Origin of the sequence: Amycolatopsis sp. NPDC051373 (assembly GCF_040689465.1) — a bacterium.
In the GTDB taxonomy this organism is placed as follows: Bacteria; Actinomycetota; Actinomycetes; order Mycobacteriales; family Pseudonocardiaceae; genus Amycolatopsis.
In genome coordinates, this window is sequence record NZ_JBFBAE010000001.1 from 257,000 (window position 1) to 280,884 (window position 23,885).

The 23,885-nt window shown below is 70.3% G+C and carries 24 protein-coding genes and 1 tRNA gene; 7 read left to right on the plus strand and 18 right to left on the minus strand.

What is annotated here, in order from left to right; genetic code table 11:
- Positions 1-5 precede the first annotated feature (5 nt).
- The 15 genes from AB0383_RS01285 to AB0383_RS01355 all read right to left on the minus strand — a co-directional run bounded on the left by AB0383_RS01285 (position 6) and on the right by AB0383_RS01355 (position 11,915).
- Positions 6-1,928 (minus strand): ATP-binding cassette domain-containing protein, encoded by a 1,923-nt coding sequence (locus AB0383_RS01285; RefSeq protein WP_364174075.1) that lies wholly within the window; start codon positions 1,926-1,928, stop codon positions 6-8.
- Positions 1,925-4,048 carry an ATP-binding cassette domain-containing protein gene (locus AB0383_RS01290; protein ID WP_364174078.1) on the minus strand — a complete coding sequence of 708 codons (2,124 nt, stop codon included), beginning with the start codon at positions 4,046-4,048 and terminating at the stop codon, positions 1,925-1,927. Before AB0383_RS01290 ends, AB0383_RS01285 begins: the two co-directional genes overlap by 4 nt.
- On the minus strand, positions 4,045-5,286 hold the full coding sequence (locus tag AB0383_RS01295) for a cytochrome P450 (protein WP_364174081.1): 1,242 nt from the start codon (positions 5,284-5,286) through the stop codon (positions 4,045-4,047). The genes AB0383_RS01290 and AB0383_RS01295 overlap by 4 nt, the downstream gene beginning before the upstream one ends.
- Positions 5,287-5,415: 129 nt before the next feature.
- Entirely contained in the window at positions 5,416-5,559 is a 144-nt protein-coding gene (locus AB0383_RS01300; protein WP_158688140.1) for a hypothetical protein, read from the minus strand.
- Positions 5,560-5,609: 50 nt separating this feature from the next.
- Positions 5,610-5,759, minus strand: coding sequence for a thiocillin family RiPP (locus AB0383_RS01305; protein ID WP_220245459.1), 150 nt, complete (start codon positions 5,757-5,759; stop codon positions 5,610-5,612).
- 29 nt (positions 5,760-5,788) lie between these two features.
- Positions 5,789-5,938: a thiocillin family RiPP gene (locus AB0383_RS01310; protein ID WP_220245458.1), complete on the minus strand. Its 150-nt coding sequence runs from the start codon at positions 5,936-5,938 to the stop codon at positions 5,789-5,791.
- 13 nt (positions 5,939-5,951) lie between these two features.
- Positions 5,952-6,110, minus strand: a complete 159-nt coding sequence (locus AB0383_RS01315) for a RiPP peptide (RefSeq protein WP_285971290.1) — start codon at positions 6,108-6,110, stop codon at positions 5,952-5,954.
- Positions 6,111-6,152: 42 nt separating this feature from the next.
- Complete coding sequence (locus tag AB0383_RS01320; RefSeq protein ID WP_220245456.1) at positions 6,153-6,296, minus strand: thiocillin family RiPP; 144 nt, start codon at positions 6,294-6,296, stop codon at positions 6,153-6,155.
- A gap of 141 nt (positions 6,297-6,437) precedes the next feature.
- A complete protein-coding gene (locus AB0383_RS01325) occupies positions 6,438-6,578 on the minus strand; it encodes a hypothetical protein (RefSeq protein WP_364174085.1) in 141 nt (46 codons plus the stop codon).
- A 297-nt stretch (positions 6,579-6,875) separates the two neighbouring features.
- Positions 6,876-8,033 carry an amidohydrolase gene (locus tag AB0383_RS01330; RefSeq protein ID WP_364174088.1) on the minus strand — a complete coding sequence of 386 codons (1,158 nt, stop codon included), beginning with the start codon at positions 8,031-8,033 and terminating at the stop codon, positions 6,876-6,878.
- The gene (locus tag AB0383_RS01335) at positions 8,024-8,632 is read right to left on the minus strand and encodes a response regulator transcription factor (protein WP_360584499.1); all 609 of its coding nucleotides are present in this window, start codon (positions 8,630-8,632) and stop codon (positions 8,024-8,026) included. The genes AB0383_RS01330 and AB0383_RS01335 overlap by 10 nt, the downstream gene beginning before the upstream one ends.
- Positions 8,629-9,750 carry a histidine kinase gene (locus tag AB0383_RS01340; RefSeq protein ID WP_364174091.1) on the minus strand — a complete coding sequence of 374 codons (1,122 nt, stop codon included), beginning with the start codon at positions 9,748-9,750 and terminating at the stop codon, positions 8,629-8,631. The genes AB0383_RS01335 and AB0383_RS01340 overlap by 4 nt, the downstream gene beginning before the upstream one ends.
- Positions 9,751-9,762: 12 nt before the next feature.
- Positions 9,763-10,620: an ABC transporter permease gene (locus AB0383_RS01345; protein WP_364174094.1), complete on the minus strand. Its 858-nt coding sequence runs from the start codon at positions 10,618-10,620 to the stop codon at positions 9,763-9,765.
- A complete protein-coding gene (locus AB0383_RS01350; RefSeq protein WP_364174097.1) occupies positions 10,620-11,537 on the minus strand; it encodes an ABC transporter ATP-binding protein in 918 nt (305 codons plus the stop codon). The genes AB0383_RS01345 and AB0383_RS01350 overlap by 1 nt, the downstream gene beginning before the upstream one ends.
- 295 nt (positions 11,538-11,832) lie before the next feature.
- Positions 11,833-11,915: transfer RNA gene (locus AB0383_RS01355), tRNA-Leu, on the minus strand.
- A gap of 130 nt (positions 11,916-12,045) precedes the next feature.
- On the opposite strand from AB0383_RS01355, the gene AB0383_RS01360 reads away from it, so the two are divergent.
- From AB0383_RS01360 to pknB, 7 genes are all read left to right on the plus strand, one after another.
- The gene (locus tag AB0383_RS01360; RefSeq protein ID WP_364174100.1) at positions 12,046-13,326 is read left to right on the plus strand and encodes a DUF3662 and FHA domain-containing protein; all 1,281 of its coding nucleotides are present in this window, start codon (positions 12,046-12,048) and stop codon (positions 13,324-13,326) included.
- A 101-nt stretch (positions 13,327-13,427) separates the two neighbouring features.
- A complete protein-coding gene (locus tag AB0383_RS01365; RefSeq protein ID WP_037718919.1) occupies positions 13,428-13,889 on the plus strand; it encodes an FHA domain-containing protein in 462 nt (153 codons plus the stop codon).
- A complete protein-coding gene (locus tag AB0383_RS01370; protein ID WP_364174103.1) occupies positions 13,886-15,289 on the plus strand; it encodes a PP2C family serine/threonine-protein phosphatase in 1,404 nt (467 codons plus the stop codon). Before AB0383_RS01365 ends, AB0383_RS01370 begins: the two co-directional genes overlap by 4 nt.
- On the plus strand, positions 15,289-16,782 hold the full coding sequence (locus AB0383_RS01375; protein ID WP_364174106.1) for an FtsW/RodA/SpoVE family cell cycle protein: 1,494 nt from the start codon (positions 15,289-15,291) through the stop codon (positions 16,780-16,782). The genes AB0383_RS01370 and AB0383_RS01375 overlap by 1 nt, the downstream gene beginning before the upstream one ends.
- Positions 16,779-18,242: a penicillin-binding transpeptidase domain-containing protein gene (locus AB0383_RS01380; protein ID WP_364174108.1), complete on the plus strand. Its 1,464-nt coding sequence runs from the start codon at positions 16,779-16,781 to the stop codon at positions 18,240-18,242. The genes AB0383_RS01375 and AB0383_RS01380 overlap by 4 nt, the downstream gene beginning before the upstream one ends.
- 3 nt (positions 18,243-18,245) lie before the next feature.
- Positions 18,246-19,556, plus strand: a complete 1,311-nt coding sequence (locus AB0383_RS01385) for a serine/threonine-protein kinase (RefSeq protein WP_364174111.1) — start codon at positions 18,246-18,248, stop codon at positions 19,554-19,556.
- Complete coding sequence (gene pknB / locus AB0383_RS01390; protein ID WP_364174114.1) at positions 19,553-21,547, plus strand: Stk1 family PASTA domain-containing Ser/Thr kinase; 1,995 nt, start codon at positions 19,553-19,555, stop codon at positions 21,545-21,547. The genes AB0383_RS01385 and pknB overlap by 4 nt, the downstream gene beginning before the upstream one ends.
- Before the next feature lie 69 nt (positions 21,548-21,616).
- Here pknB and AB0383_RS01395 read toward each other — a convergent pair whose 3' ends face one another.
- From AB0383_RS01395 to AB0383_RS01405, 3 genes are all read right to left on the minus strand, one after another.
- A complete protein-coding gene (locus tag AB0383_RS01395; RefSeq protein WP_364174116.1) occupies positions 21,617-21,967 on the minus strand; it encodes a hypothetical protein in 351 nt (116 codons plus the stop codon).
- A gap of 480 nt (positions 21,968-22,447) precedes the next feature.
- On the minus strand, positions 22,448-23,092 hold the full coding sequence (locus tag AB0383_RS01400; protein WP_364174119.1) for a hypothetical protein: 645 nt from the start codon (positions 23,090-23,092) through the stop codon (positions 22,448-22,450).
- Entirely contained in the window at positions 23,080-23,877 is a 798-nt protein-coding gene (locus AB0383_RS01405; protein ID WP_366184873.1) for an ABC transporter ATP-binding protein, read from the minus strand. The genes AB0383_RS01400 and AB0383_RS01405 overlap by 13 nt, the downstream gene beginning before the upstream one ends.
- Positions 23,878-23,885 lie beyond the last annotated feature (8 nt).

Consider the following 23,885-nt stretch of genomic DNA (forward strand, 5'->3'; position numbering starts at 1 on the left):
TCCCCTCAGTCGAGCCGGCGGGCGCTGCCCACCAGCCGGGCGAAAGCCGTCGAATGGCCGGACAGCTCGGCAAAGGTGCCGAGGTCGGCGATGCGTCCGTGCTCCAGCACGGCGATCCGGTCGGCCGAGCGGATGGTGGAGAGCCGGTGGGCCACCACCACCCGGGTCAGCCGCAGGTCGTCGACCGCGCGCCGCACTCGCTCCTGCGCGGCGGCGTCGAGCGCGCTCGTGGCCTCGTCGAGCAGCAGCACGGCGGGCCGTTTGGCGAGGGCTCGGGCCAGCAGCAGGCGTTGCACCTGGCCGCCGGACAGGCCGCTCTCGCCATCGGTGACCTGTGTGTGCAGGCCCATCGGCAAGGCTTTTACGACCTCACCGAGCTGGGCCTGCTCGGCAGCGTGCTGCGCGAGGTCGAGATCCACCTCGGCCGCCGCGCCGCAGATGACCTCGGCGAGCGTGCCGCGCATGAGCGTCGCGTCCTGTGCGACGTAACCGATCCGCGTGCGCAGCTCGTCGACGTCGCAGGTGTTCACGTCCACGCCGTCGAGCAGCACGCTGCCGCGCTCGGTCCGGTCGAGGCCGAGCATGAGGCGCAGCAGGGTCGACTTGCCCGCGCCCGACGCGCCGATCAGGGCCACGAACTCCCCCGGCTCGATGCGCAGGGAGATGTCCGTGAGCAGGTCACAGGTCTGGCCGGGGTAGCGGAAGCTCACGTCGCACAGCTCCACCGCCCCCCGCGCGGCCGGCAGCGGGGTCGGGTGCGCCGGCGTTTCGGGCCGCGTGGTCAGCACCGGCGCGAGGCGGGCGTGCACCAGGCCGATGGCGAACAGGCCGACGAGCGCGCTCTGCAGCCGGGTGGCGGTGAGGTTGAGTGTCATCGCGACCATCACCACGGTCCACTGCCCGGTGAACCCCAGGCCCGACGCCATCGGCAGCAGCACCGCGAGCAGCGCCGGGTAGCAGGCCACGGCGAGCGCACTGGCGATTTCGGCGTACCTGAGCCCGGCGTCGTCGGACCGCTTCTGCGAGCGGAACGCCTTGCTCCAGCGACCGACCACATAGGACTGAGCGCCGAACGCGCGCACGTCGTCGATGCCGAGCATCGCCGGGTACACGGCCGCCTGCACGTCGTCGACGGCCGACAGAACCTCGGTGTCGTGCCGCTGCTGGCGCACGGAAAGCCACAGCATCGCCCCGAGCACGAGCCCGAAAATCCCGACCGCCGCGACGGCCAGCCACGGGTCCAGCAGCGCCAGCAACGCGATCGCCACCAGCGCGAACACCGCGTGCAACGCCGCCGTGAGGCCGCCGCTGCCGAGCAGTCCGCGCAGCTGGCCGACCCCGCCGGAGAAGCCCATGAGGCGACGCAGCGGATAGTCGCGGAAGAACGTCGCGGGCAGGCTCAACAGGCGTTGCCAGATCGCCGACTCGAGGCGGTCCTGCGCCCCGTCGGTCAAGGTCAGCAGCCCGCGTTCCACGACCGCCGTGGTCAGCAGCTGCAACGCGAGCAGCCCGACCAACGCGCCGGCCAGGTACGGCACGGCGGCGCGGTTGTTCGCGGCGATCGCGATCGCCAGCACCATCCCGGCCAGCGGCACGACGAACCCGAACACGGTCGCCAGCAACCCGAGCACGGCACTCACCACGAGCCGGGCCCGTTGGCCGCGCATCGCGAAGGACAGGAGGTGGCGACCGGTGCTGCCTTCGTGGGGCAGGACGGCGGTGGCCTTGCGAGGCAAGGCGGGCTCCGGCTCAACCTTCTTCTGGACGGCGGTGGCCGGCGAAGGAACGGCAGCATTGTCGTCGATACCCTGCGGCCCGGCCGCTTCGGGCTTGATCCGGCCGGCGACGGCGTGGCGCAGGGACGCCGCCGTCGCGCCCGTTTCCTCGAACCACGAGCGGCTTTTCTCAGTGGGCAAGGTGGTGGTCATCCGGCCACCTCCGCGATGTCGCGGTAGCCGCGGGAGTGGGCGAGCAGGTCATCGTGGGTGCCGTAGACGCGCACGGCGCCGTGGTCGAGCAGCACGACCGTGTCGTCGCCGCGGACTTCGGAGAGGCGGTGGGCCACGACGACCGTGGTGGTGCCGCGGGCGCGCAAAGCGGCGTCGATGCGGGCGGCCAAAGCGGTTTCGACCGCGCTGGTCGCCTCGTCGAGCACGAGGACGCGCGGGTTGCGGGCGAGCGCACGGGCCAAGGCGAGCCGCTGGCGTTCGCCACCGGAAAAGTTGCGGGCCTGCTGGCTGACCTGCGCCGCGTCGATGCCGCCGCGCAGCTCGATCATCTCGGTGAGCTGGGCGTCGTCGAGGGCGGCGGCGATGGCGTCGTCCGGCAGCGCGGTGCCGAGTTCCAGGTTCTCGCGCACGGTGCCCTCGAAGAACGCCGGGCGCTGCGGCACGTACCCGACCAGGAACGGCCGCACCGACGGCGGCAGGTCCGCGCTGCGCCGCCCGTCGACCAGAGCCACGCCCGACCACGGCCGCACGAGCCCGGCCAGCAGCTTCGCCAGCGTCGACTTGCCGCAGCCGCTCGGGCCGACCAGCGTCATCCGGCCGCCCGGCGGCACGTCGAGGTCGAGTGAAACCAGCAGCGGCTCGGCGTTGGTGTCGTAGCCGTAACGCAGTCCGCGCACGGTGACCCGGCCCGGGCCGACGGCGACGGGTTCGTCCACATCGGACGGATCGGTCTCGGCGCCGGCCACGTCGTCGTACGCGGCGAAGCTGCTGCGCAGGCCGCCGATCCGGTGCAGTCCCGTGACGAGCCCACCCGCGTGCAGCTGCCACACCGCGGCCAGCACGGCCACGGTGATCACCTCGCCGGGCGCGACCAGCGCGGTCAGCGCGAGACAGGCGGCGTACCCCAGCGCGTGCAGCGCTGTGACGGCCAGCCCGATCCCGTGCTCGCCCAGCGCCGCCCGCCGTTGCGCGGCCAGCACCTTGCGCTGCGCCGAAGACCAGCGCCCGAACGCCTGGCGCCCGCTGCCCTCGGCCTTCACCGTGTCGATGGCCGACAGCACGTTGAGCGAAAGCCCGTCGCGCGCCGACTGTTCGACCATCAACGCCGACTGCCGCTCGGTCCCGGCCCGCCGCCCGAACCGCACGACCAACGCGGTGAGCAGCGTGCTCCCGGCCAGCAGCGCCGCGGCCGGCGGGGCGAGCACGGCCAGCACCGCGAGCAGCCCGACGACGGCGGCCAGGCTCACCGCGACCGGCAGTACCACCGTGGTCAGCTGCTGCGCGATCGTGTCGGCGATCTGCACCCGCGCCGCGACGCCGCCCGTGAAGCGACGGTGGAAGTAGCTGCCGGGCAACCGAAGCAGGTGCCCGACCAGTTCGGTCGAGCGCTTCACCGAGGTGCGCAGCAACGCGGCCGAAACCAGCCGCTGCTGCGCCCAGCCCGCGAGCGCGACACCCACGGCCACCGCGGCCAGCCACCACGTCGCCCGGGGCCCGGCCGTCGCCGTGACCAGCGATCGCGCCAGCAGCGCGGCCACCACGGTCAGCCCGGCCGTGACCACCCCGGCCACCACGGCGCCGAGAACCACCGGCAGCCCGGCGCCGAGCCAACGCAGCGCGCGCGGCAGCACCCGCTGCGGCGCGCCACTCGGCTCGAACCCGGCCCCCGGCCGGAAACCCAGGTACAGCCCCGAAAACCGCTCGCGGAACTCGTCGATCGACAGCGTGTGCCGCCCGGCCGCGGGGTCGTGCAGCCGCACCTTGCCACCGCGGCCGACGCGTCCCAGCACCGCGAAGTGCCGGTTGTCCACGAAGACCACGCCGGGCGCGGCCAGCCCGCGCAGCGTGGCGACGTCGGCCTCCCCGCCGGACAGCCGCACGCGCTTGGCGCTCACCGTCAGCCCGAACTGCTGGCCGCGCCGGGCGAGCGTCGCGGCGCTGATGCCGTCGCGGCCACCGCCGCAGGCCTGCGAAAGGACCGGCCACGACAGGTATTTGCCGAACCCGGCGAGCAGGATGCCGAGGCAGGCCGCGCCACAGTCGGACTCTTCGACCTGGCGGAACTCGGCTCCGGCGCGCGACCGGTAGCGCGTGCTCACCGGGCACCGCTTTCCGCCAGCGCGGGCGCGAAGGTCACCGGCAGCACGCGCGGCGTCGGAAAAGCCAGCGACGCGCGCCACGGCAGCTCGGCCAGCGGACGGCTCGGGGTCGGCAGCCGGTCGTGCACCGCGGTCAGCAGCGACTGCGCGGACATCGCGGCGAGCGCGCTGCCGAGGCAGTAGTAACTGCCGTGGCCGAAGGCGACGTTGCCGGTCATCGGCCGGTCCCAGCGGAACTCGAGCGGCGCGTCGAACTTGCGCGGGTCGAGGTTCGCCGCGGCGAAGGCGAGGATCACGGTGTCGCCAGCCTTGAAGTTCAGCTTGCCGACGGACAGGTCGTGCGCGACCTGGCGCGAGCCGAACGCGACCGGCGTGCGCAGTCGGATGGCTTCGGCGAACACGCGGTCTCCGCACTGCGGGTCGGCGGCCAGGGCCGCGGCGACGTCGGGCTTCTCGGAGAGAACGACGAGCGTGTTGGCCAGCGCGGCCGTGACGGTGTCGAGCCCGGTCATGAACAGCAGCAGCACCATGTCCACGGCTTCGTCGGCGGTGAGCTTGCCCGCCCCCTGCGACTGGGCTAGGTGCCCGATCAGGTCTTCGGCCGGCTCGGCGCGGCGCCGGGCCAGCAGCCCGGCGACGTAGTCGCGCAGCTCGGCGAACTCGGCGGCGGTGATCGGGGTCCCCGCCTCGGGGTGCGACTCGGTGAGGAAACCGGCGGCGAGCTGGCTCATCATCCCGGTGGCCCGCGCCGTGACTAAGTCGCGGTCGGCGGTCGGCACGCCCAGCAGCACCGCGGTCACGGCGGCCGGCAGCGGCGTCGCCAGCTCGGAGACGAACTCCGCCTCGCCGCGACGCAGGGGTTCGGCCAGCAGATCGGCCACCACGTCGTCGATGCGGTCGCGCAGCCCGGCCAGCCGGCGGCCGGAAAACGCCCCGGTGAGCACACCGCGTAGCCGCGTGTGCTCCTCGGCGGCCCGCACCGACATGGTGCTGCCGAAGAAGCGAACAAACTGTGGGTTATCTCGGTGGACCACGTCGGTGAAGACGGGGGCCGCCATGGGGAAGCCGGGGTGGGTGCACAGGCGGGTCACCAGCTCGTAGCCGGAAATGACCCACATTCCGTCGAAGCGCACCACCGGCGTCTGTTCCACCAGCTCGGCGAAGAAATCCGGAGCCTGCATTCCGAACGACTCCAGGCGGGCGAAGTGCCGCCACAACCGCTGGACGATTTCCGACATCCCCCAGTCCTTTCCCAAGCACGTGTTTTCCCGCACCGCGTGGTCGCCGCCATTTCATGAATCATTTTTCGACGGCGACCACGCGGTGTGGGTGGAATAGCTGACCTAGCTCACCTGGAATCTGGTGGCTCAGGTGGCACAGCCGTACGTGCCGAAGCACACCGGGCAGCCGATGCTGCCCGCCGTTCCGAAGCAGTTGCTGGCACCGGCCTCGGTGAGCTCCTCGATCACGAGCTCCTCGACCTGCGGGGCCTGCGTGGTAACGTTCTCCATGACAACCTCCCTTCAGAGGTTCGTTTCGCCGCGGATGTCCTGGGGGATTGTCAGCTCGAGCTCGCGGTGCCGACCGTGCCCGCCGAGCTCGGGCACCCCGCGGTGCCCACGCTGCCGAGGCAGAAGCTGCCGGCCTGCGCGTCGGAGAGCTGCTCGATGGTGAGCTCGGTCGTGGCCGGCTCGAAGATTTCCTCGTTCATTTCTTTTCCTCCCTGCTCAGTTCAGTGCGTCAGTGCGAGCTGACGGTGCCGTAGCTGCCGGCGCTCGACGGGCAGCCGAACGTGCCGGCCGACCCGACGCACCAGCCGGCGCCGGTGGCGTCGGACAGCTCTTCGACGGTCAGTTCCTCGGTGAAGTCCTGCGTTTCCTGCGTCTCCATGACCGTTTTCCTCTCAGGACCAGCTGAAGGCGGTGCCGATGCACGCCGGGCAGGTGGTGGAGCTGATGGTGCCGCCGGTGTTGGTGGTACCGGCGCCGGCGACCTCGCCGAGCTCCTCCACCGTGATGTCCTCGGCGAACGCCTGCTCGACCTGGTTGTCGAACTCGTTCATCTCGGGTCTCCTCAGGTTTGTGGATCAGTTGTGTGGGACTGCTCAGCCGAAGCTGGACGCCGTGCCGGCGCTGGACGGGCAGCCCGCGCTGCCGATGCAGAAGGCGGTGCCGGCCGCGGTGGTTTCCACCAGCTCCTCGACCTGCAGCTCCTCCACCGCGTCCACGGCGGTCGTGTTTTCCTGCATTCCCTTCACCTCCCTTCGAAGGTGTAACTGTGCTGCTGGTTACCAATCCGGCCACAGCCACGGCGGAACCTGTCACCGCACGCAGTGACGTTGCGCTGGCATCCGCCTACTTCTGGCCGGATTGGTAACTGTGAATGGAATTCACGCCTTGGGTTTGCAGGTGACAGTGCCCTGATTCCAGCCGTTGAAGCTGTACCGGTACAGGTATTCCCCGCCGTCGCCACCGACGTAATCCCATTTCGCCAGCTCGAAGCCGACGTACGCGAACTGCGTGCCGGGCACGCATCTCGGGGGCGCCGGGACGCTGGCCTCAGCAGCGGAAATACCGGATAAAACGGACACAACTACGATAGCGGCAACCATGACAGTTCTCATCACGCAAGCCCCCCCAGGCTTTTGATTCCCCAGTTTCGTGCTATTCGCGTTGAGCGATTCGCACAGGGGGAACGCTAAACCCAACCCGGTATGCAAGTGGAGGGTAAATCACACATGTCACCCGTCTGGAGTAGTTAGCTGACAGCTATCTTAGGTTTCTCCTAGGGTTCCCTTAAGGTAGATCAACTATGGGTGCCGGAGTGACTACTCCTCGGCTACAGCGAGTACGGCCCGGGCGGCGAGGACGAGAGCCCGCCACCCGTCCGTGAGAGCGGCCGGCTCCGGAGCGAAGTCAGGTGAGTGGTTGGTGCCGCGCGTGCCGACGCCGAGCGTCCAGTAGCACAGCGGCACGGTCCTGCCGTCCGGCAGAGCGGCCAGGTGGCCGAAGTCTTCGGCCGCGGCCACGGGCGGCGTCCAGCCGACGCGGTCCGCCCCCAGCCCTGACAGGTGCGCCGCCCGCACGGCCAGCACGAGCTGCCGGTCGTTGGTGGTCGCCGGCGCCGAGCGCACCGTCACGACCTCGGGCTCCACGGGCGCGCCGGACGCGGCGGCCTCGGCTCGGCACACGCGCCCGATCGCGGCCAGCGCCCGGGCCAGCGCCCCATCGCTCGCCGCGCGCACGCTCACCCCGAGCTCCACGCGGTCCGGGATCACGTTCGCCGCGTCGCCCGCGTGCACCGAGCCGACGGTGACCACGACAGGATCGGCCGGGTTCGTCTCCCGCGCGACCACCGACTGCAGGCGCACCACGAGGTGCGCGGCCAGCACGACAGGGTCCACGGCGAGGTGCGGCACGGCCGCGTGCCCGCCCCGGCCGTGGACGGTGATCGCCAGCTCGGCGCACGGCGCGGTGATCTGCCCCGGCGAATGGCCCACCCGGCCGACCGGTCCGGGCACCGCGTGCTGGGCCAGCAACGCGTCGGGCGCACCGAACACGTCGTGCACCCCGTCGGCCACCATCGCGAGCGCGCCTTCCAGCGTCTCCTCGGCCGGCTGCCCGAGCACCACGACCCGGCCGCGCCACTCCGCGCGCGTCGCCACGAGCTCGCGAGCGGCGCCGACCACGGCGGTCAGATGCAGGTCGTGGCCGCAGGCGTGCATGGCGGGACCGTCAGCCGCGTACGGCAATCCCGTGCGCTCGGCGAGCGGCAACGCGTCCAGCTCGGTTCGCACCGCTACCGTCGGTCCGTCGCCGTTTTCGAACGCCGCGACCACACCGTTTCCGCCGATTCCGCTACGCACGGTGAACCCCAGCGCGGTCAGCTCGCGAGCGAGTACGTCCGCCGTCCGCTTCTCCGCGCCGGCCAGTTCGGGGTTCGCGTGGAGGTCCTGGTACAGCTTCAGCAGGTCGGTCACAGCCATCCTGCCTCCTCGGCGACGCGGTACGCGGCCACGCGGTTGTCCACCTGCAGCTTGGTCAGCGCGCTCGACAGGTAGTTACGCACCGTGCCCTCGGCCAGCGACAGCCGCGCGCCGATTTCGGCGGGTCGCAGCCCCGCGCCGGACAGCCGCAGCACGTCCAGCTCCCGCTCGGTCAACGGCGTCTCCCCGACGGCCAGCGCGTCGGCGGCGATCTCCGGGTCCACGTGTCGACCGCCTGTGCAGACCTTGCGCACGGCGGTGATCAGGTCGTCGGGCGAGATGTTCTTGGTGACGAATCCACGCACGCCGGCCCGCATCGCGCGGTGCAGATAGCCGGGTTTGCCGTAGCTGGTGACCACGAGCAGCCCGCAGTCCAGCCCCTCGGCGCGCACGGCCTCGGCCACCTCGAGCCCGGACATCCGCGGCATGTCGATGTCCACCATGGCGCCGTCTGGGCGCTCGCGGCGGATGGCCTCCAGCGCGTCGGCGCCGTTGTCCACAGCTTCCACGACGTCGATGTCCTCGGCGAGGCTGAACACCGTGCGCAGCGATTCGCGCAGCAGGGCGTGGTCCTCGGCCAGCACGATCCGCAAGGTCATGAGCTCTTCCTCGGCAGGTCAAGGGGCACGCGGGCGGTGAGCACGAAATCGCCGTCGACCTCGCGGTGCTCCAGCGTGCCGCGCACGGCGGCCAGCCGCTCGGCCAGGCCGGTGAGGCCGTGGCCGGCCCGGGTGCCGCCGGCGTGCGGACGGTCGTTGCGGATCCGCACGAGCACGCACGAGGGGTCCCGCACGAACTCGACGCGGCAGTTCTCGGCGGCGCTGTGCCGCAGGATGTTGGTGCCGCCTTCGCGGATGGCCGAGCCGATCGCCTCCGCGACGGGTCCGGGCAGTCCCTCGGGCACCGGATCGGCGACCACGCGGACACCGGCGAGGCTGAGGATCGACGACGTGCCGCGCAGCTCCTCGGCCAGGCTCGGTTGGCGGTAGCCGGCGATCACCTTGCGCAGCTCGGTCACGGACCCGCCGGCCAGCTCCGCGATCTGCACCAGCTGCGCACGGGCGGCTTCGTGGTCGGTGTCCATCAGCCGCACGCCCAGCTCGGCCTTCAGGCGCACCACCGACAGGCCACGGCCGAGCACGTCGTGCAGGTCACGGGCGAAGCGCAGCCGCTCCTCGACCACGGCCATACGGGCCAGCTCGTCACGGTTGGCGTGGACCTCGGCCGCGTAGGTCACGAGCAGCCCCATTCCCGCCAGCACCACGATCGTCACCAGCGACCGCAGCAGCACCTCGGCCACCGCGTAGGCCGGCACCTGCATCAACAGAGCAAGCGCCGCCGTGACGACGAGTACGACCAGCGGGAAGATCCAGCGCTTGAGCCCCGTGAGGCTGATCGCGGAGACACCGGCGACCAGCGAAGGCAGCGCCAGCCACGCCGGCCCGAAGGCCAGCAGCAGCGCGAACGCCAGGCTCGTGGCGATCGCCACGTCCACCAGGTGCTCGCCGCGGGCGGCTGAGCGGCGCACGACCGCCCAGACGATGCGCCCGGTGCCGGCCAGCACACCCGCGCCGGCCAGCACCGCGAAGAGCACGTCGAGCACCGGGGGGTGGGTGCTCAGCCACAGAAAAAACGCCTCGACGGTGAACGCGGCGGTGGTCCCGAGGATCAGCAGCGCGACGACGCGGCCCAGTGTCCCGGGGTTCCACCGGTCCACGTCTCCTCCTGCTCAGCCCGACCGCTTCGGGTCCCACTTGAAGAAGCGCTTGCCCAGGCCGAGGGAAACGCCGATCCAGGCACACAGTAGTCCCAGGGGCATAACGCACACCCTGAACGACTCCAGGAATCCGACCTGGTGCGGCAGCTGCGCCGTCGCCGGATTCGACGCGAAGTCGCGGCCGAGATACGCGGTGCGCAGGATTTCCACGACCGAACTCGACGGCAGGTACTGCACCGGCACCTGAAGGAAGTGCGGCATTTCGGACAGCGGGAAAACGATCCCGGACGCGAACATCATGAGGAACAGGAATGGCGTCACGATCCACGTGGACACCTCACTCGTGGGCAGCAGACCCGACACCCCGATCGCCAGCAACGCGAACGTGAACGCCCCCAGCACCACGCCGACCAGCAGCAACAGCGGGTTGGCCGGCGCGGGCGCACCCAGGTACGTCAGCCCGAAAACGAGCAGGACGACCACTTGCGCGATGCTCGTGACCGATCCGCTCATCGCTTCGCCGGTCATGATGGCGGTGTCCGGCAATGGCGTGCCGCGAAGGCGTTTGTAAATCAGTTTTCCGCGTCGGCTGGTCGCCGAGTTCACCACGTTGTAGACGATCCAGACGAGGACGAATCCCATCATCCCGGGCAGCAGGTAGACCCCGCCGTCGACGCCGGCGATGGCGCCCTTGCCGTGCTGGCTCGCCGGCAATCCGATGCCGAGCCCGAGCGGAATGAGCACACCGGTGAGCGCGAATCCGAGATCGCGCCAGTGCACCTTCTGCGACAACAGGAATTGCGACCAGGTGTAGCGCCAGAAGCCAAGTGAACGACGAGGTCCGGCGGACGCGGGGGCGATGGCGGTCATCAGCGCTCCTTCGCGGTGGTGGCGAGGGCGGCCTCGTCGGCCACCTTGAGGAAAACGTCTTCGAGCGAGTTGCGCCGGACCTCGAGGTCCGAGATCCGCGCCCCGGCGCGGCCGGCCCAGTCGAGCAGCCGGTGCAGGTCCGCCTGTGGATCTGTGCTGCTCAGCTCGTAGTGGCGCCCGTCCTCCGACACCCCGGCCAGCTCGACCGGCACCGCCACCTCACTGACGAACGTGACCGTCGACCCGTGGTCCGCGCCGATCACCTCGTCCACGGACCCGTGCCGCATGATCCGCCCGCGGTCCATGATCGCCACGCGGTTCGCGAGGTACTGCGCCTCTTCCATGTAGTGCGTGGTCAGCAGGATCGCCATGCCGCCCGCGACCATGTTCTCCAGCACGTGCCACGTCCGCCGCCGCGCCTGCGGGTCCAGCCCTGTCGTCGGCTCGTCCAGGAACAACAACTCCGGCCGCCCCAGCACCGCCAACGCCAGATCCAGCCGCCGCCTCTCCCCACCCGACAGCTTCCCGACCCGCGTACCCGCGACCTTCCCCAGATCCACCAACTCGACGGCCTCGTCGACCGTCATCGCATCCGCCGTGAACCTCCGCCACGCCCGAATGGATTCGACCACCGTCAGATCGTCGAAGAACCCGGCCTCCTGCAACATGATCCCCACCCGCGGCGCCACCTCCTCGCGCTCACTGGCCGGATCCACCCCGAACACCCGCACACTGCCGGCCGATGGTCGCCGATACCCCTCCAGCACATCCATCGTCGACGTCTTGCCCGCACCGTTCGTCCCCAGCAACCCGAAGACCTCACCGGCCCGCACCGTGAAACTCAACCCGTGAACCGCGACAAAGGACCCGTACTCGACCCTCAGCCCATCCACCTCGACAACCGCTTCCCTACCCATGCCCCCACCGTGGCCGCCCCCGCGCCCAGCCCCCCAGACCCATACCTCACCAAGCCAGCGTGAATCCCCCACGCCCAACCCATGACAAACCTCATAACCGCAGCTCAGCACTATGGGTCTGGACCACGCTGGGTCGCTCACCAACCGCACCGTGGCGGTTCGGGTGGCTCCCATGCAGGAAGCGCCACCAGTGGCACCGTGGGGGGTCCGGGGGGCTCGGCCCCCCGGGAGACATGACGACCGACAAACGGGAGAAGCCCCCAGTCGCGCTAGCGGCTGAGGGCTTCGACCAAAGTGGGCGAGGAGGGAGTTGAACCCTCACGTCCTTTCGGACACACGGACCTGAACCGTGCGCGTCTGCCATTCCGCCACTCGCCCGAGTTGCTTCTCTCTGACAGCCAGCAAAGCGTAGCAGGGGGTTTTCACAGGTTTCAGCGGGGGTCGTGTCGAGGCTTCCTCTCCCGGATAGGATCGGTGCGGAAGCACACGTGCGAGGAGGTCACCCCAGGTGGGTCGGGTAGAGCGCTTCGACAGGCGTCTCGAGAACCTCGTGGGGAACACCTTCGCGCGCATGTTCGGTGGCAACGTCGTCACACAGGAAGTGGCGGTGGCGCTCGAGCGGGAAGGCGAGGAAAACGTTCGTGAGCTGGCAGGAGGTCGGCAGCTCGCCCCGAATCACTACATCGTGTCCTTGGGGCAGGCTGACCACGATCGGATGGCCGGTGACGAGCAGCGGGTCACTGCGGTTCTCGCACGAGCTGTGGGCGAACACCTCGCCGAGCACGGCTGGGAGACCTATGGTGACGTCGTCGTATCACTCGAGCGCAACGAGGCGCTGCATACTGGACAGTTCAAGACCCGTTCGTCCGTCGATCCCGACGCCCACGCGAGTGGACCCGGTGGCTCGTCACGGTCGGCACGACCCAGCAACGCAGGAGACCCAGCAATGAGCCAGCCCCCCGGATACGGCCAATACGACCAGGGTGACCCGTACGGCCAGCAGGGCCAGTACGGCTACGGACAGCAGGGTGGCCAGCAGCCCGGGTACGACCAGGGCTATGGCCAGCAGGGCGGTTACGAGCAGCAGGGTTACGGCCAGCAGCCCGGCTACGACCAGTACGGCCAGCCCCAGCAGGGCGGCGGTGCCGCTCAGCCCGGCTACGACCAGGGTGGCCAGCAGCCCGGGTACGACCAGGGCTACCAGCAGGGTGGTTACGACCAGGGTTACGGCCAGCCCCAGCAGGGCGGCTACGACCAGTACGGCCAGCCGCAGCAGGGTGGCGGCTACGGCCAGCAGGGCGGTTACGACCAGGGCTACGGCCAGCCCCAGCAGGGCGGCTACGACCAGTACGGCCAGCCCCAGCAGGGCGGCGGCTACGGCCAGGCGCCGGCGGCGGACCCGTACGGTCAGCAGCAGCCCGGTTACGGCCAGGCCCCGGCCGACCCGTACGCCCAGCAGCAGCCCGGCTACGGCCAGCCCGCTCCCGCGGCCGGCCGCGCGCTCGCGGCGAGCCTGCAGCTGGACGACGGCTCGAACCGGACGTACTCGCTGAAGCAGGGCGGGAACGTCGTGGGCCGCGGCCAGGACGCCGACTTCCGCCTGCCCGACACGGGGGTGTCGCGCCGGCACCTGGAGATCACCTGGGACGGCCAGAGCGCCACGCTCGCCGACATCGGGTCCACCAACGGCACGACCGTGAACGGGACTCCGGTGCAGACGTGGCAGCTGGCCGACGGGGACGTCATCCGGGTGGGTCACTCTTCGTTGGTGTTCCGAACCCAGGGCTGACCAGAGGCCGGTGACGGGGTTCCCGCAGAATTGTCGTGCGGGGGGATCCGCGGTGCGCGCGCGCCGCGGCTTGCAGGCAGAGTCGGGAGCGGACACAACAAGTGCCAGAGCTGGTCGTTCAACTCACCAGAGTGGGCTTTCTCGTGCTGCTCTGGCTCTTCGTGTTCGCCGCCCTGCGGGTCGTCCGTTCTGATCTCTACGCCGCGTCCGGCCTGCGGGTGCAGGTGCCCTCGTTCCGGCGGAACAAGGAGAAGAAGCCGCGGGGCAGCAAGGCCCCGCAGCAGCTCCTGGTGACCCATGGGGCGCTGGCGGGTACCCGCATCGCGCTCGACGGCCGGCCGATCCTGATCGGCCGCGCCGACGACTCGACGCTGGTGCTCGACGACGACTACGCGTCGACCCGCCACGCCCGTATCGCCCTGCGCGGGGAGGACTGGTACGTGGAAGATCTGGGCTCGACGAACGGGACCTACCTCGACCGGGCTAAGGTCACTGCACCCCTCCGGGTCCCGCTCGGAGTCCCCATCCGGATCGGCAAGACGGTGATCGAGCTTCGCCCATGACTCTCGTCCTCCGCTACGCGGCCCGCAGCGACCGGGGCCTGGTTCGTTCGAACAACCAGGACTCTGTGTACGCCGGCCCTCGCCTCCTCGCGCTCGCCGACGGTATGGGCGGCCACGCGGCCGGTGAGGTGGCCAGCAAGGTCGTCATCGCCTCACTCGCCCCGCTCGACGACGACGAGCCGGGCGACGACCTGCTCGGTCAGCTCCGCGAGGCCGTGACCAACGGCAACGCGGCCATCGCCGAGCTCGTCTCCCAGGATCCCGATCTCGACGGCATGGGCACCACGCTCACCGCCGTGCTCTTCGCGGGCAACCGCCTGGGGCTCGTGCACGTCGGCGACTCCCGCGCGTACCTGTTGCGCGGCGGCCAGTTCGCGCAGATCACCCGCGACGACAGCTTCGTCAACGAGCTGCTCGAGCAGGGCCGCATCACGGCCGAGGAGGCCGCGGTGCACCCGCAGCGTTCGCTGCTGCTCAAGGCGCTCACCGGGCACGAGGTCGAGCCGAGCCTCACCGTGCGCGAAGCGCGTCCCGGTGACCGGTACCTCATCTGTTCCGACGGCCTGTCCGGCATGGTCTCCGACGAGACGATGTCCGAGGCCATCCGCATCCCGGACCCGCAGGACTGCGCGGACCGGATGATCGAGCTCGCCCTCAAGGGCGGCGGCACGGACAACGTCACCGTGATCATTGCCGACGTGGTCGACGTCGACTTCGGTGACGACGCCCCGATCGTGGGCGGCGCCGCCGGCGACGGCAGCGACGAGCAGCACCAGGGCGACTCGCCGGCCGCGCGGGCCCGGGCGCTCACGCAGCCGCCCCCTCAGCCGCGGCCCGAGCCGCAGGCGTTCGAGGAGGACCCGAAGGCCAAGCGCCGCAAGCGGTTCCGCTGGCTCGTCGGCGCCGTCGTGGTGCTGATCGTGCTGGCCGCGGCCGCGATCGCGACCCGCTACTTCGTGCTCAGCCAGTACTACGTGGGCGAGGGTCCCGACCAGGAGGTCGTGATCTACCGCGGGGTGCCGGGCAGCATCCTCGGCATCCAGTTGCACTCCTTCGAGCAGGGCTCGTGCCCGCCGGGGACGCTGTGCACCGACAAGCTGCGCGTGCCGGCCCTGCAGGAGGACGCGCGCATCGCCGTGCAGAACGGTGTGAAGCGCGAGAGCCTCGACGACGCCCGCACGTACATCGACGACTTCCTGCGCCTGCGCAAGCAGCTGTCCGACTGCCCGCCGGCCACCCCCGGGACCACTTCCGGCGTGCCGACGGCTCCCGGCGGTCCGCCGGCGTCGTCGAGCAGCGCTGTTCCGCCGCCTTCGAGCGGCGCGTCTTCGTCGGCGAATCAGCCTGCGGGGAGGGACTGCTCGGCGTCGAGTACGGCGCCGACAGGAGGCGGTAACTGATGGGTCAGCCCCTGGCCGACCCGTTGTCGGCCCAGTTCGCGACCAATCCGCCCCGGGAGCTGCCCAAGCGCCGGGGCACCGAGCTGTTGCTGCTGGCGTTCGCCGCGTTCATCGTCACCCTCGCGCTCGTGCTCGTGGAGGCCAACCAGGAGCAGGAGCTCACGCTCTCGATCCTGTGGCTCGGCCTCGCCTACCTCGGTGTCCTGACGGCAGCGCACCTCGCCGTGCGCCGCTGGGCGCCGTACGCCGACCCGGTGCTGCTGCCGTGCGTCGCGCTGCTGAACGGCATCGGGCTGGTGATGATCCACCGGCTCGACCTGGCCGAAGCCGAGCAAGCCGCGCAGAGGGGCAGCGAGTACAGCCCCGAAGTGACCAAGCAGGTGCTGTTCACGGTCATCTCGCTGGCGCTGTTCGTGGTCGTGCTGGTCGTGGTCAACGACCACCGCACCCTCACGCGCTACGGCTACACGTTCGGTCTGATCGGCATCGCCGCGCTGGCGCTGCCCGCGGTGCTGCCGTCGAGCCTGTCCGAGGTCAACGGCGCGAAGGTCTGGCTCAAGCTGCCGTTCTTCTCGATCCAGCCCGGTGAGTTCGCGAAGATCCTGCTGATGATCTTCTTCGCGTCGTTCCTGGTGTCCAAACGCGACTTGTTCATGGTGGCGGGCAAGAAGGTCCTCGGCGTGGAGCTGCCGCGCGCTCGCGACCTGGGCCCGATCCTCATCGCGGCCGCGGCGAGCATCGGCATCCTGGTGTTCGAGAAGGACCTCGGCACGTCGCTGCTGTACTTCAGCATCATCCTGGTGATGCTCTACGTCGCGACCGAGCGCGTGATCTGGGTCGTCGTCGGGCTCACGTTCTTCATCGGCGGCTGCATCATCGCCTACAACCTCTTCACGCACGTGCAGCAGCGCGTGGAGAACTGGCTCAACCCGCTCGGCCCGCGCTACGACGAACTCGGTGGCTCCTACCAGCTCGCGCAGGGCCTGTTCGGCCTCGGCACGGGCGGGGTCGGCGGCACCGGCCTCGGCGCGGGCCGGCCGGACATCGTGCCCGCGGCGAGCACCGACTTCATCACCGCGTCGATCGGCGAGGAGCTGGGCTTCATCGGCCTGGCCGCCGTGCTGATGCTGTACCTGCTGATCGCGATGCGTGGCATGCGCAGCGCGCTGGCCGTGCGCGACACGTTCGGCAAGCTGCTCGGCGGTGGGCTCGCTTTCACGATGGTGATGCAGATCTTCGTGGTCGTCGGCGGCGTCACGGCGCTGATCCCGGAAACCGGTATCACGGCGCCGTTCCTGTCCCAGGGTGGTTCGTCGCTGCTCGCGAACTACATCCTCGTCGCCCTGCTGCTGCGCATCTCCGACGCCGCGCGCAAGCCGGCGAAGCGCGCGAAACCGCAGCAGCCCCAGGCCCCGATCGCCGAGGCGCACACCGTGCTGGTGCAGCGCCCGCCGGCCGGCGGCAGCCCCAACGGTGACGGGAGGACCGCGTGAACACTCCCCTGCGCAAGGTCGGCATGGCGATGCTCGTGATGATCGTCCTGCTGCTCGCGAACGACACCTACATCCAGGTCGTGAAGGCCGACGACTACCGCACGGACTCGCGCAACCAGCGCGTGCTCTACGACGAGTACTCGCGCCAGCGCGGGCAGATCGTCACGCCCGACGGCGTGGTGCTGGCCGGCGTGAAGGCCTCCAGCGACAAGTTCAAGTTCACGCGCACCTACACCGACGGCCCGATGTACGCGCCCGTCACCGGGTTCTACTCGATCAACTACGGCGCCGGCGGCCTCGAGCGCGCCGAGGACGACGTGCTCAACGGCTCCGACCCGCGGCTGTTCGTGCGCCGCCTCTCGGACATGGTCACCGGGCGCGACCCGCGCGGCGGCAACGTGAAGCTCACGATCGACCCGAAGGTGCAGAAGGCCGCGTACGACCTGATGACCCAGCACGGCTACACCGGCGCCGTGGTGGCGATGGAGCCGAAGACGGGCCGCATCCTCGCGATGGTGTCCACGCCGTCGTACGACCCGAACACGCTGGCGTCGCACGGCAAGGACCAGAACACCGCCTGGGCCAATTACTCCAAGGACCCGAAGAACCCGATGCTGAACCGGGCGATCTCGGAGACCTATCCACCGGGTTCCACGTTCAAGCTGGTCACCGCGTCGGCCGCGCTCGAGGCCGGCATCGGCCCCGACACCGTGATCAACACCGCGCCGAACGTGAAGCTGCCGGGCACCAACACCACGCTCGAGAACTACGCCGGTGAGACCTGTCCCGGCAACACGTTCAAGGACGCGCTGGCGCACTCGTGCAACGTGCCGTTCGCGACGTTCGCGGGCCAGCTCGGCGCCGACAAGATGAAGGCGACGGCCGCCAACTTCGGCATCGGCCAGACCGACCTCACCGTGCCGATGAAGGTGGCGCCGTCCACCGTCGGCGCGCTCGACTCGCAGGGCGCGCTTTACCAGAGCGGGATCGGCCAGCGCGACGTGCGGCTCACGCCGCTGCAGGACTGCCTGCTCGCCGCGACCGTCGCCAACGGCGGCATGGCCATGAAGCCGGAGCTCGTGCAGTCGATCCTGGCGCCGGACCTCTCGACGATCGAGGACACCGACCCGGAGCAGCTCACCGGCACGCCGGCGCTCTCGCCGGCGAACGACCAGATCCTCACGCAGATGATGATCGCGTCGGAGGGCTTCACCGCGGGCAAGGGCAAGAATCCCGCGCTGAAGATCGCTTCGAAGACCGGCACCGCGGAGCACGGCACCGACTCGAAGAACACCCCGCCGCACGCGTGGTACACCGCGTTCGCGCCCTCGGACAACCCGCAGATCGCCGTGTCGGTCATCGTCGAGAACGGTGGCAACCGCGGGCTCGCCGCGACCGGTGGCTCCGTCGCCGCCGAGATCGGCCGCGCCGCCATCGCCGCGCGTCTCGGGGGTGGATAGCCGATGCTGTCCTCGGGTCAGCTGCTGGCCGAGCGCTACAAGCTGACGACCCGAATCGCCGTCGGCGGGATGGGCGAGGTCTGGCAGGCGAGCGACACCCGGCTCGACCGGGTCGTCGCGGTGAAGGTGCTGAAGGCCGAGCTCTCCGGCGATGCCGAGTTCCTGCACCGGTTCCGGACCGAGGCGCGGATGACGGCGTCGCTCAACCACGCCGGGATCGCGGCGGTGCACGATTACGGCGAGACGTTCGCCGGAACCGAGGGCGGTAAAGAGGAAGACGCGCTGCCCATCGCGTATCTGGTCATGGAGTTCGTGGAGGGCGACCCGCTCGCGGGCATCCTCGCCAAGCACGGGCGCCTCTCGGCCGACTACACCCTCGACCTACTGGAGCAGGCGGGCACCGCGCTGCAGGCCGCGCACGAGCAGGGCCTGGTGCACCGCGACGTGAAGCCGGGCAACATCCTCGTGACGCCGGCCGGCCAGGTGAAGATCACCGACTTCGGCGTGGCCAAGGCCGCGCACGCCGCCCCGGTGACGCGGTCCGGCATGGTCATGGGCACGGCCCACTACATCGCTCCCGAGCAGGCGCTGGGCCACGACGCCGAGCCGGCCAGCGACGTGTACTCGCTCGCCGTGTGCGGCTACGAATGCCTCTCGGGCCACCGGCCGTTCCTCTCGGAGAACGCGGTGAGCGTCGCCATGATGCACATCCGCGACCTGCCACCGCCGCTGCCGCCCGACGTGCCCCCGGGTGCGCGCGCGGTCATCGAGGCCACGCTGGTCAAGGACCCCCGGCAGCGCTACGCGAGTGGCGGCGAGTTCGCCGCCGCGGTCGCGGCCGTCCGCGCCGGGCACCCCCTGCCGACGCCGCTCGGCCTGGTCAACGCCGCCTACGCGGCGGGCCAGGTCCCGCCGTCGCCGCCCCCCGGGATGCCGCAGGCCGGCGAGCTCCCCCACGTGCCCATCGGTCCTGGTTCCAACCCCGGGTTCCCGCCGCTGTCGCCGGGTTCGGTGCACCCCGTGCATCCGCCCGTGCCGCGGCGGAAGAGCCAGTGGGGCTGGTGGGTGCTGCTCGCGGTGATCGTGGTCGCCGTGATCGTGGCAGCGGCGTTCGTCATAGCCAAAGTGGTGGGCCCCGGCAACGGACAGACACCGAGAAGCGTGGACACAGGCAGACCGGCGCCGGTCGAGCCAACCGGCCGACCCACAGGACCGACCGCAGGCGGACCCACCGAACCGGGTGCGAGCGAGAAGCAGGGCCTGCAAGGCATCATGACCACACCTTGGACGGAATGGAACGGCACACAGAGATGAGCACACCCAGACTGCTCTCCAATCGGTACGAGCTGGGCGAGACGCTCGGCTACGGAGGCATGTCCGAGGTCCATCACGGACTCGACGTGCGTCTCGGCCGGGAAGTCGCGATCAAGGTCCTGCGTGCTGACCTCGCCCGCGACCCCCAGTTCCAGGAACGCTTCCGCCGCGAGGCGCAGAACGCGGCCGCCCTCAACCACCCCGCGATCGTGGCGGTCTACGACACCGGTGAGGCCAACACCGATTTCGGGAACCTGCCGTACATCGTCATGGAGTACGTCGAGGGCCGGACGCTTCGCGACATCGTCAAGACCGAGGGCCCGATGTCGCAGAAGCGGGCCATGGAGGTCATGGCCGACGTCTGCGCGGCGCTGGACTTCTCCCACCGCCACGGCATCGTGCACCGCGACGTGAAACCCGCCAACGTGATGATCACGAAGAACGGCGCCGTCAAGGTGATGGACTTCGGCATCGCCCGCGCGATGCACGACGGCCAGTCGGCGATGACGCAGACGGCCGCCGTGATCGGCACCGCGCAGTACCTCTCGCCGGAGCAGGCGCGCGGTGAAGCCGTCGACGCGCGTTCCGACGTGTACGCGGCCGGCTGCGTGCTCTACGAGCTCATCACCGGCGAGCCCCCGTTCACGGGTGACTCGCCGGTGGCCGTGGCGTACCAGCACGTGCGGGAGGACCCGAACCCGCCGTCGTCGGTGAACCCGGCGGTGACGCCGGAGCTCGACGCCGTGGTGCTCAAGGCGCTGGCGAAGGGCCCGGCCAACCGGTACCAGTCGGCCGCCGAGATGCGCTCGGACCTCGTGCGCACGCTCTCGGGCCAGCGCCCGTCCGCTCCGATGGTGATGTCGGAGGACGAGCGAACCCAGGTGATGAACCAGGACCGCCGGCAGCCCCAGCGCTACGAGGAGTACGCCGAGGAGCCGGACGAGGACCCGAAGGCCAAGCGCCGCAACCGCACGATCTTGGCGGTCGTCGCCGCGCTGATCGTGGCCGGCGTGATCCTGCTGATCATGTGGCTCAACGGCTCGTTCCGCTCCGAGGCCACCACCGCGACGATCCCGAACCTGGTGGGCCACCAGGCGTCTCTCGCGAAGACGGAGCTGCAGACGGCGGGCTTCTCGTCGTTCGCGCCGAACAAGAACGTGGTGTGCGGCGCGTCGGACCCCAGCACCAACCCCAAGGGCCTCACCTGCAGTGACGACCAGGTCGACAAGGTCATCTCGATCGACCCGGACGTCGGCCAGAACGTGGCCACGACCACGCAGATCCAGCTGTACGTGGGTGCCAGGCCCAACCAGACCACCGTGCCGGACCTGACCGGCAAGACCCAGGACCAGGCCGGCCCGCTTCTGGGTCAGGCTCACCTGCAGCTGGGCAACGTCTCGAACAAGACGGTCGACAACCCGGACGACGTCGGCAAGATCATCTCGCAGGACCCGACCCCGAACTCGACGGCGCCCCAGGGCACGAAGGTGAACATCACCGTCGGCGGCGATCTGCAGCTCAAGCAGGTGCCGGACACGACCGGCACCGACTTCACCGCCGCGAAGCAGAAGCTCGAGGGCCTCGGCTTCCAAGTGAAGCGCAACGACGTGGACTCGAATGAGCCGAAGAACCAGGTCGTGACCCAGCAGCCGAACGGCGGCTCGGTCGCGCCGGGGTCGACGATCACGCTGTCGGTTTCCAGGGGCCCGCAGAGCTTCACGATGCCGGACCTGACGGGACAGACCGAGGACCAGGCGACGACGACGCTGCAGCAGATGGGCTGGTCGGGCAAGATCACCGTCCAGTCAGTGCACTTCGGCGCCGGCCAGCCGGGCACGGTCCTCCGGACCAACCCGGACGCCGGCCAGACGATCTCGCCGACGCAGAACGTCACGCTGACGATCCTGGAGCAGGATGACGGTGGTACGCCGTCGACGTCGGGCAGCCCCGGCGGCGGTGGTATCGGCATCCATCCGCCCGGAAATCCTTGATCACCGGCTGAAACGCGACAGGGCCCGCACGGTTTTCCGTGCGGGCCCTGTGCTTTCTCCGGAAGTTCCTCAGTCCTGGTCGAGAAAGCCGCGGACGCTCGCGAGCACCGCGTCGACGTCGCTGCCCGAACCGCAGTCGACGTCGAGTTCTTCGACGGCCCCGGAGCGCTTCAGCTTGAGCAGCACGCGTTCGTCGCCGCGGCCCTTGCGCAGCCAGCCGAACAGCGAGCGGCACAGCGTGCCGACGGAGCGGCTGCTCACCATCACGACCACGGCGTCACCCGCCGCGTCGTCCGACACGGATCTCTCGGCCAGCCGGACGCGGTCGCGGAGCTCGTCCTCGGAACGCAGCCAGGAGGCGAGCTGGTGCAGCTCGTCACCCGAGCCGGCCACGGTGATCGCGGCGATCCCAGCCGTCACGACTCTCCCCTCACGGGTGAACAGACGGCGCGAGGGTAACCGACGCGCTGCCGCGGAGGAAGACCGCCTACCTGCATTGCTGACTGCAATTTGCAACTGCTCTGCCGATTGTTGCCCCTCCGACCACAGTCACGGCGGGAACTCTTACGGCGCGCGGTAACGCTCAGTCGCGCACCCGCCTACTTTTAACCGGATTGGCAACGCGTGCGATCGTGTCGACCGGGCACCGGCATCCGCCGTCGGCACGGGCGCGTCGTGCAGCCGACGAATGCCGGTGGACCGGTAGACCCACCCGCGGCGCCGGAGCGTTTCCCGACGCCGCGGGCTCTCTCCGCAGCAGTGTGTGCTGCTGGCCGGTGCCACCCGCGTGGGTGAAGGCAAGACATTAGCGTGCTCAGGGTGATCTCGGGAAGATCCGAACAAGAAATTGCTATGTGCAATTTGCAGATTTGTGTCGAAGTGCACTCAATCGCTCCGAGCTCAGGCCCGCCGACCCGCCAGCCACCCGACGACGCCGGCGCTCACGCCCAGCGCGACCACCGACGTGACCAAGGCGAGGACGAGCGGGCCGCCGTAGGGCGCGTCGTTGGTGAGCGCCGTGATCAGCGGGTGGACCAGCGGCACCCACTTGCCCAGCAGGACCAGGCCGAGCACGAGCACGGCCGCGAGCACCGTCCAGCCGATGCGCCCGACGAGCAGGCGCGAGCACGGCAGGCCGATCGCGATCCCGAGCAGCCCGCTCGCCGGCAGGCTCAGCAGGCCGACGCCGAACGCGTCCCAGTTCAGCTGCCACGTCCTGATCGCCGACCACACGATCGTGATCACGGTCAGCACCACCAGGCAGCCGAACACCGCCAGCACCGCGCCGCCGATGGTGCGCAGGCGGCTGCGCGCGTGGCTGAGCGTGACGAGCCGCTGCACCGGATCCTCGATGTCGAGCACCGCGATCGTGAGCCAGCAGCCGAGGACGACCAGCGCGCCGCTGCTCACGCCGTAGAGCGGCAGCACCGGCGAGTGCGGGTCGGAGTAGAGGATCACCGACAGCGCGAGGTAGGCCAGCAACGCCGGCAGGTAGCGCTGCGAAAGGCCCAGGAGCGCGAGGTAGTAGCGGCTCACGGCGAGCACGGCGCCACCTCCCGCACGGACCAGCCGCCTGAGAGCGCCCGCAACAGCACCGCGTCGGCGCTCGTCGCGTCGACGGTCAGCACCACGTGCGGGCCCTCGGCGATCGCGTGGCGCACACCGGGTTCGGCGGTCCAGTCGGTGCCGGTGCCCGCGAGCACGATCCGCGTGGCGGGTTCGGTCATCCCGTCGACGGTCCTGAGCCGGCCGCCTTCGATGCGGTAGACGGCGTCGGCGTTCTCGCGCACGACGGCCGGCCGGTGGTCGGTGAACACCACGCTCGCGCCGCGCGCCCGCGTCTCGGCCACCAGCTCGCCGAGCACCGCGTGGGTGCCGACGTCGAGACCCGACCACGGTTCATCGAGGATCAGCAGGTCGGGCCGCGGCAGCACCGCCTGCGCGAGGCCGACCTTCTGCGCGTTGCCTTTCGAGAGCGTGCGCAGCTGCGCGTCTGGCCCGCCGACCAGCGCGAGCCGCTCCAGCAGCGGGTCGATCGTCGACAAGTCGGCAAGTCCGCGCATGCGCGCCATGTGCCGCAGGTACGACTTCGCGCTCAGCCGCTGCCCGCCGGGGAACCGGTCGGGCAGGTAGCCGATCGACGGCGTGCCCTCGACCGTGCCGAGACTCGCGCGCGAAACGCCCGCCAGGATCCGCAGCAGCGTGGACTTCCCGGAACCGTTCGCGCCGAGGATCCCGACCACACACGCGGCGGGCACGGTCAGGTCGACGCCGTCGAGCACCAGCTCGCCGCCGCCGTACCGCTTACCGACTCCGGTGAGCCGGATCAGCGGGGTGG

Excerpts from the sequence above, each read along its gene's own strand:
- AB0383_RS01335 (WP_360584499.1), bottom strand. The coding sequence starts at position 8,632 with ATGACCTTGCGGATCGTGCTGGCCGAGGACCACGCCCTGCTGCGCGAA.
- AB0383_RS01305 (WP_220245459.1), bottom strand. The coding sequence starts at position 5,759 with ATGAACGAGGAAATCTTCGAGCCGGCCACGACCGAGCTCACCATCGAG.
- AB0383_RS01385 (WP_364174111.1), top strand. The coding sequence starts at position 18,246 with ATGCTGTCCTCGGGTCAGCTGCTGGCCGAGCGCTACAAGCTGACGACC.
- AB0383_RS01320 (WP_220245456.1), bottom strand. The coding sequence starts at position 6,296 with ATGCAGGAAAACACGACCGCCGTGGACGCGGTGGAGGAGCTGCAGGTC.
- AB0383_RS01330 (WP_364174088.1), bottom strand. The coding sequence starts at position 8,033 with ATGGCTGTGACCGACCTGCTGAAGCTGTACCAGGACCTCCACGCGAAC.
- AB0383_RS01345 (WP_364174094.1), bottom strand. The coding sequence starts at position 10,620 with ATGACCGCCATCGCCCCCGCGTCCGCCGGACCTCGTCGTTCACTTGGC.
- AB0383_RS01350 (WP_364174097.1), bottom strand. The coding sequence starts at position 11,537 with ATGGGTAGGGAAGCGGTTGTCGAGGTGGATGGGCTGAGGGTCGAGTAC.
- pknB (WP_364174114.1), top strand. The coding sequence starts at position 19,553 with ATGAGCACACCCAGACTGCTCTCCAATCGGTACGAGCTGGGCGAGACG.
- AB0383_RS01285 (WP_364174075.1), bottom strand. The coding sequence starts at position 1,928 with ATGACCACCACCTTGCCCACTGAGAAAAGCCGCTCGTGGTTCGAGGAA.
- AB0383_RS01315 (WP_285971290.1), bottom strand. The coding sequence starts at position 6,110 with ATGAACGAGTTCGACAACCAGGTCGAGCAGGCGTTCGCCGAGGACATC.
- AB0383_RS01310 (WP_220245458.1), bottom strand. The coding sequence starts at position 5,938 with ATGGAGACGCAGGAAACGCAGGACTTCACCGAGGAACTGACCGTCGAA.
- AB0383_RS01300 (WP_158688140.1), bottom strand. The coding sequence starts at position 5,559 with ATGGAGAACGTTACCACGCAGGCCCCGCAGGTCGAGGAGCTCGTGATC.
- AB0383_RS01375 (WP_364174106.1), top strand. The coding sequence starts at position 15,289 with ATGGGTCAGCCCCTGGCCGACCCGTTGTCGGCCCAGTTCGCGACCAAT.
- AB0383_RS01370 (WP_364174103.1), top strand. The coding sequence starts at position 13,886 with ATGACTCTCGTCCTCCGCTACGCGGCCCGCAGCGACCGGGGCCTGGTT.
- AB0383_RS01295 (WP_364174081.1), bottom strand. The coding sequence starts at position 5,286 with ATGTCGGAAATCGTCCAGCGGTTGTGGCGGCACTTCGCCCGCCTGGAG.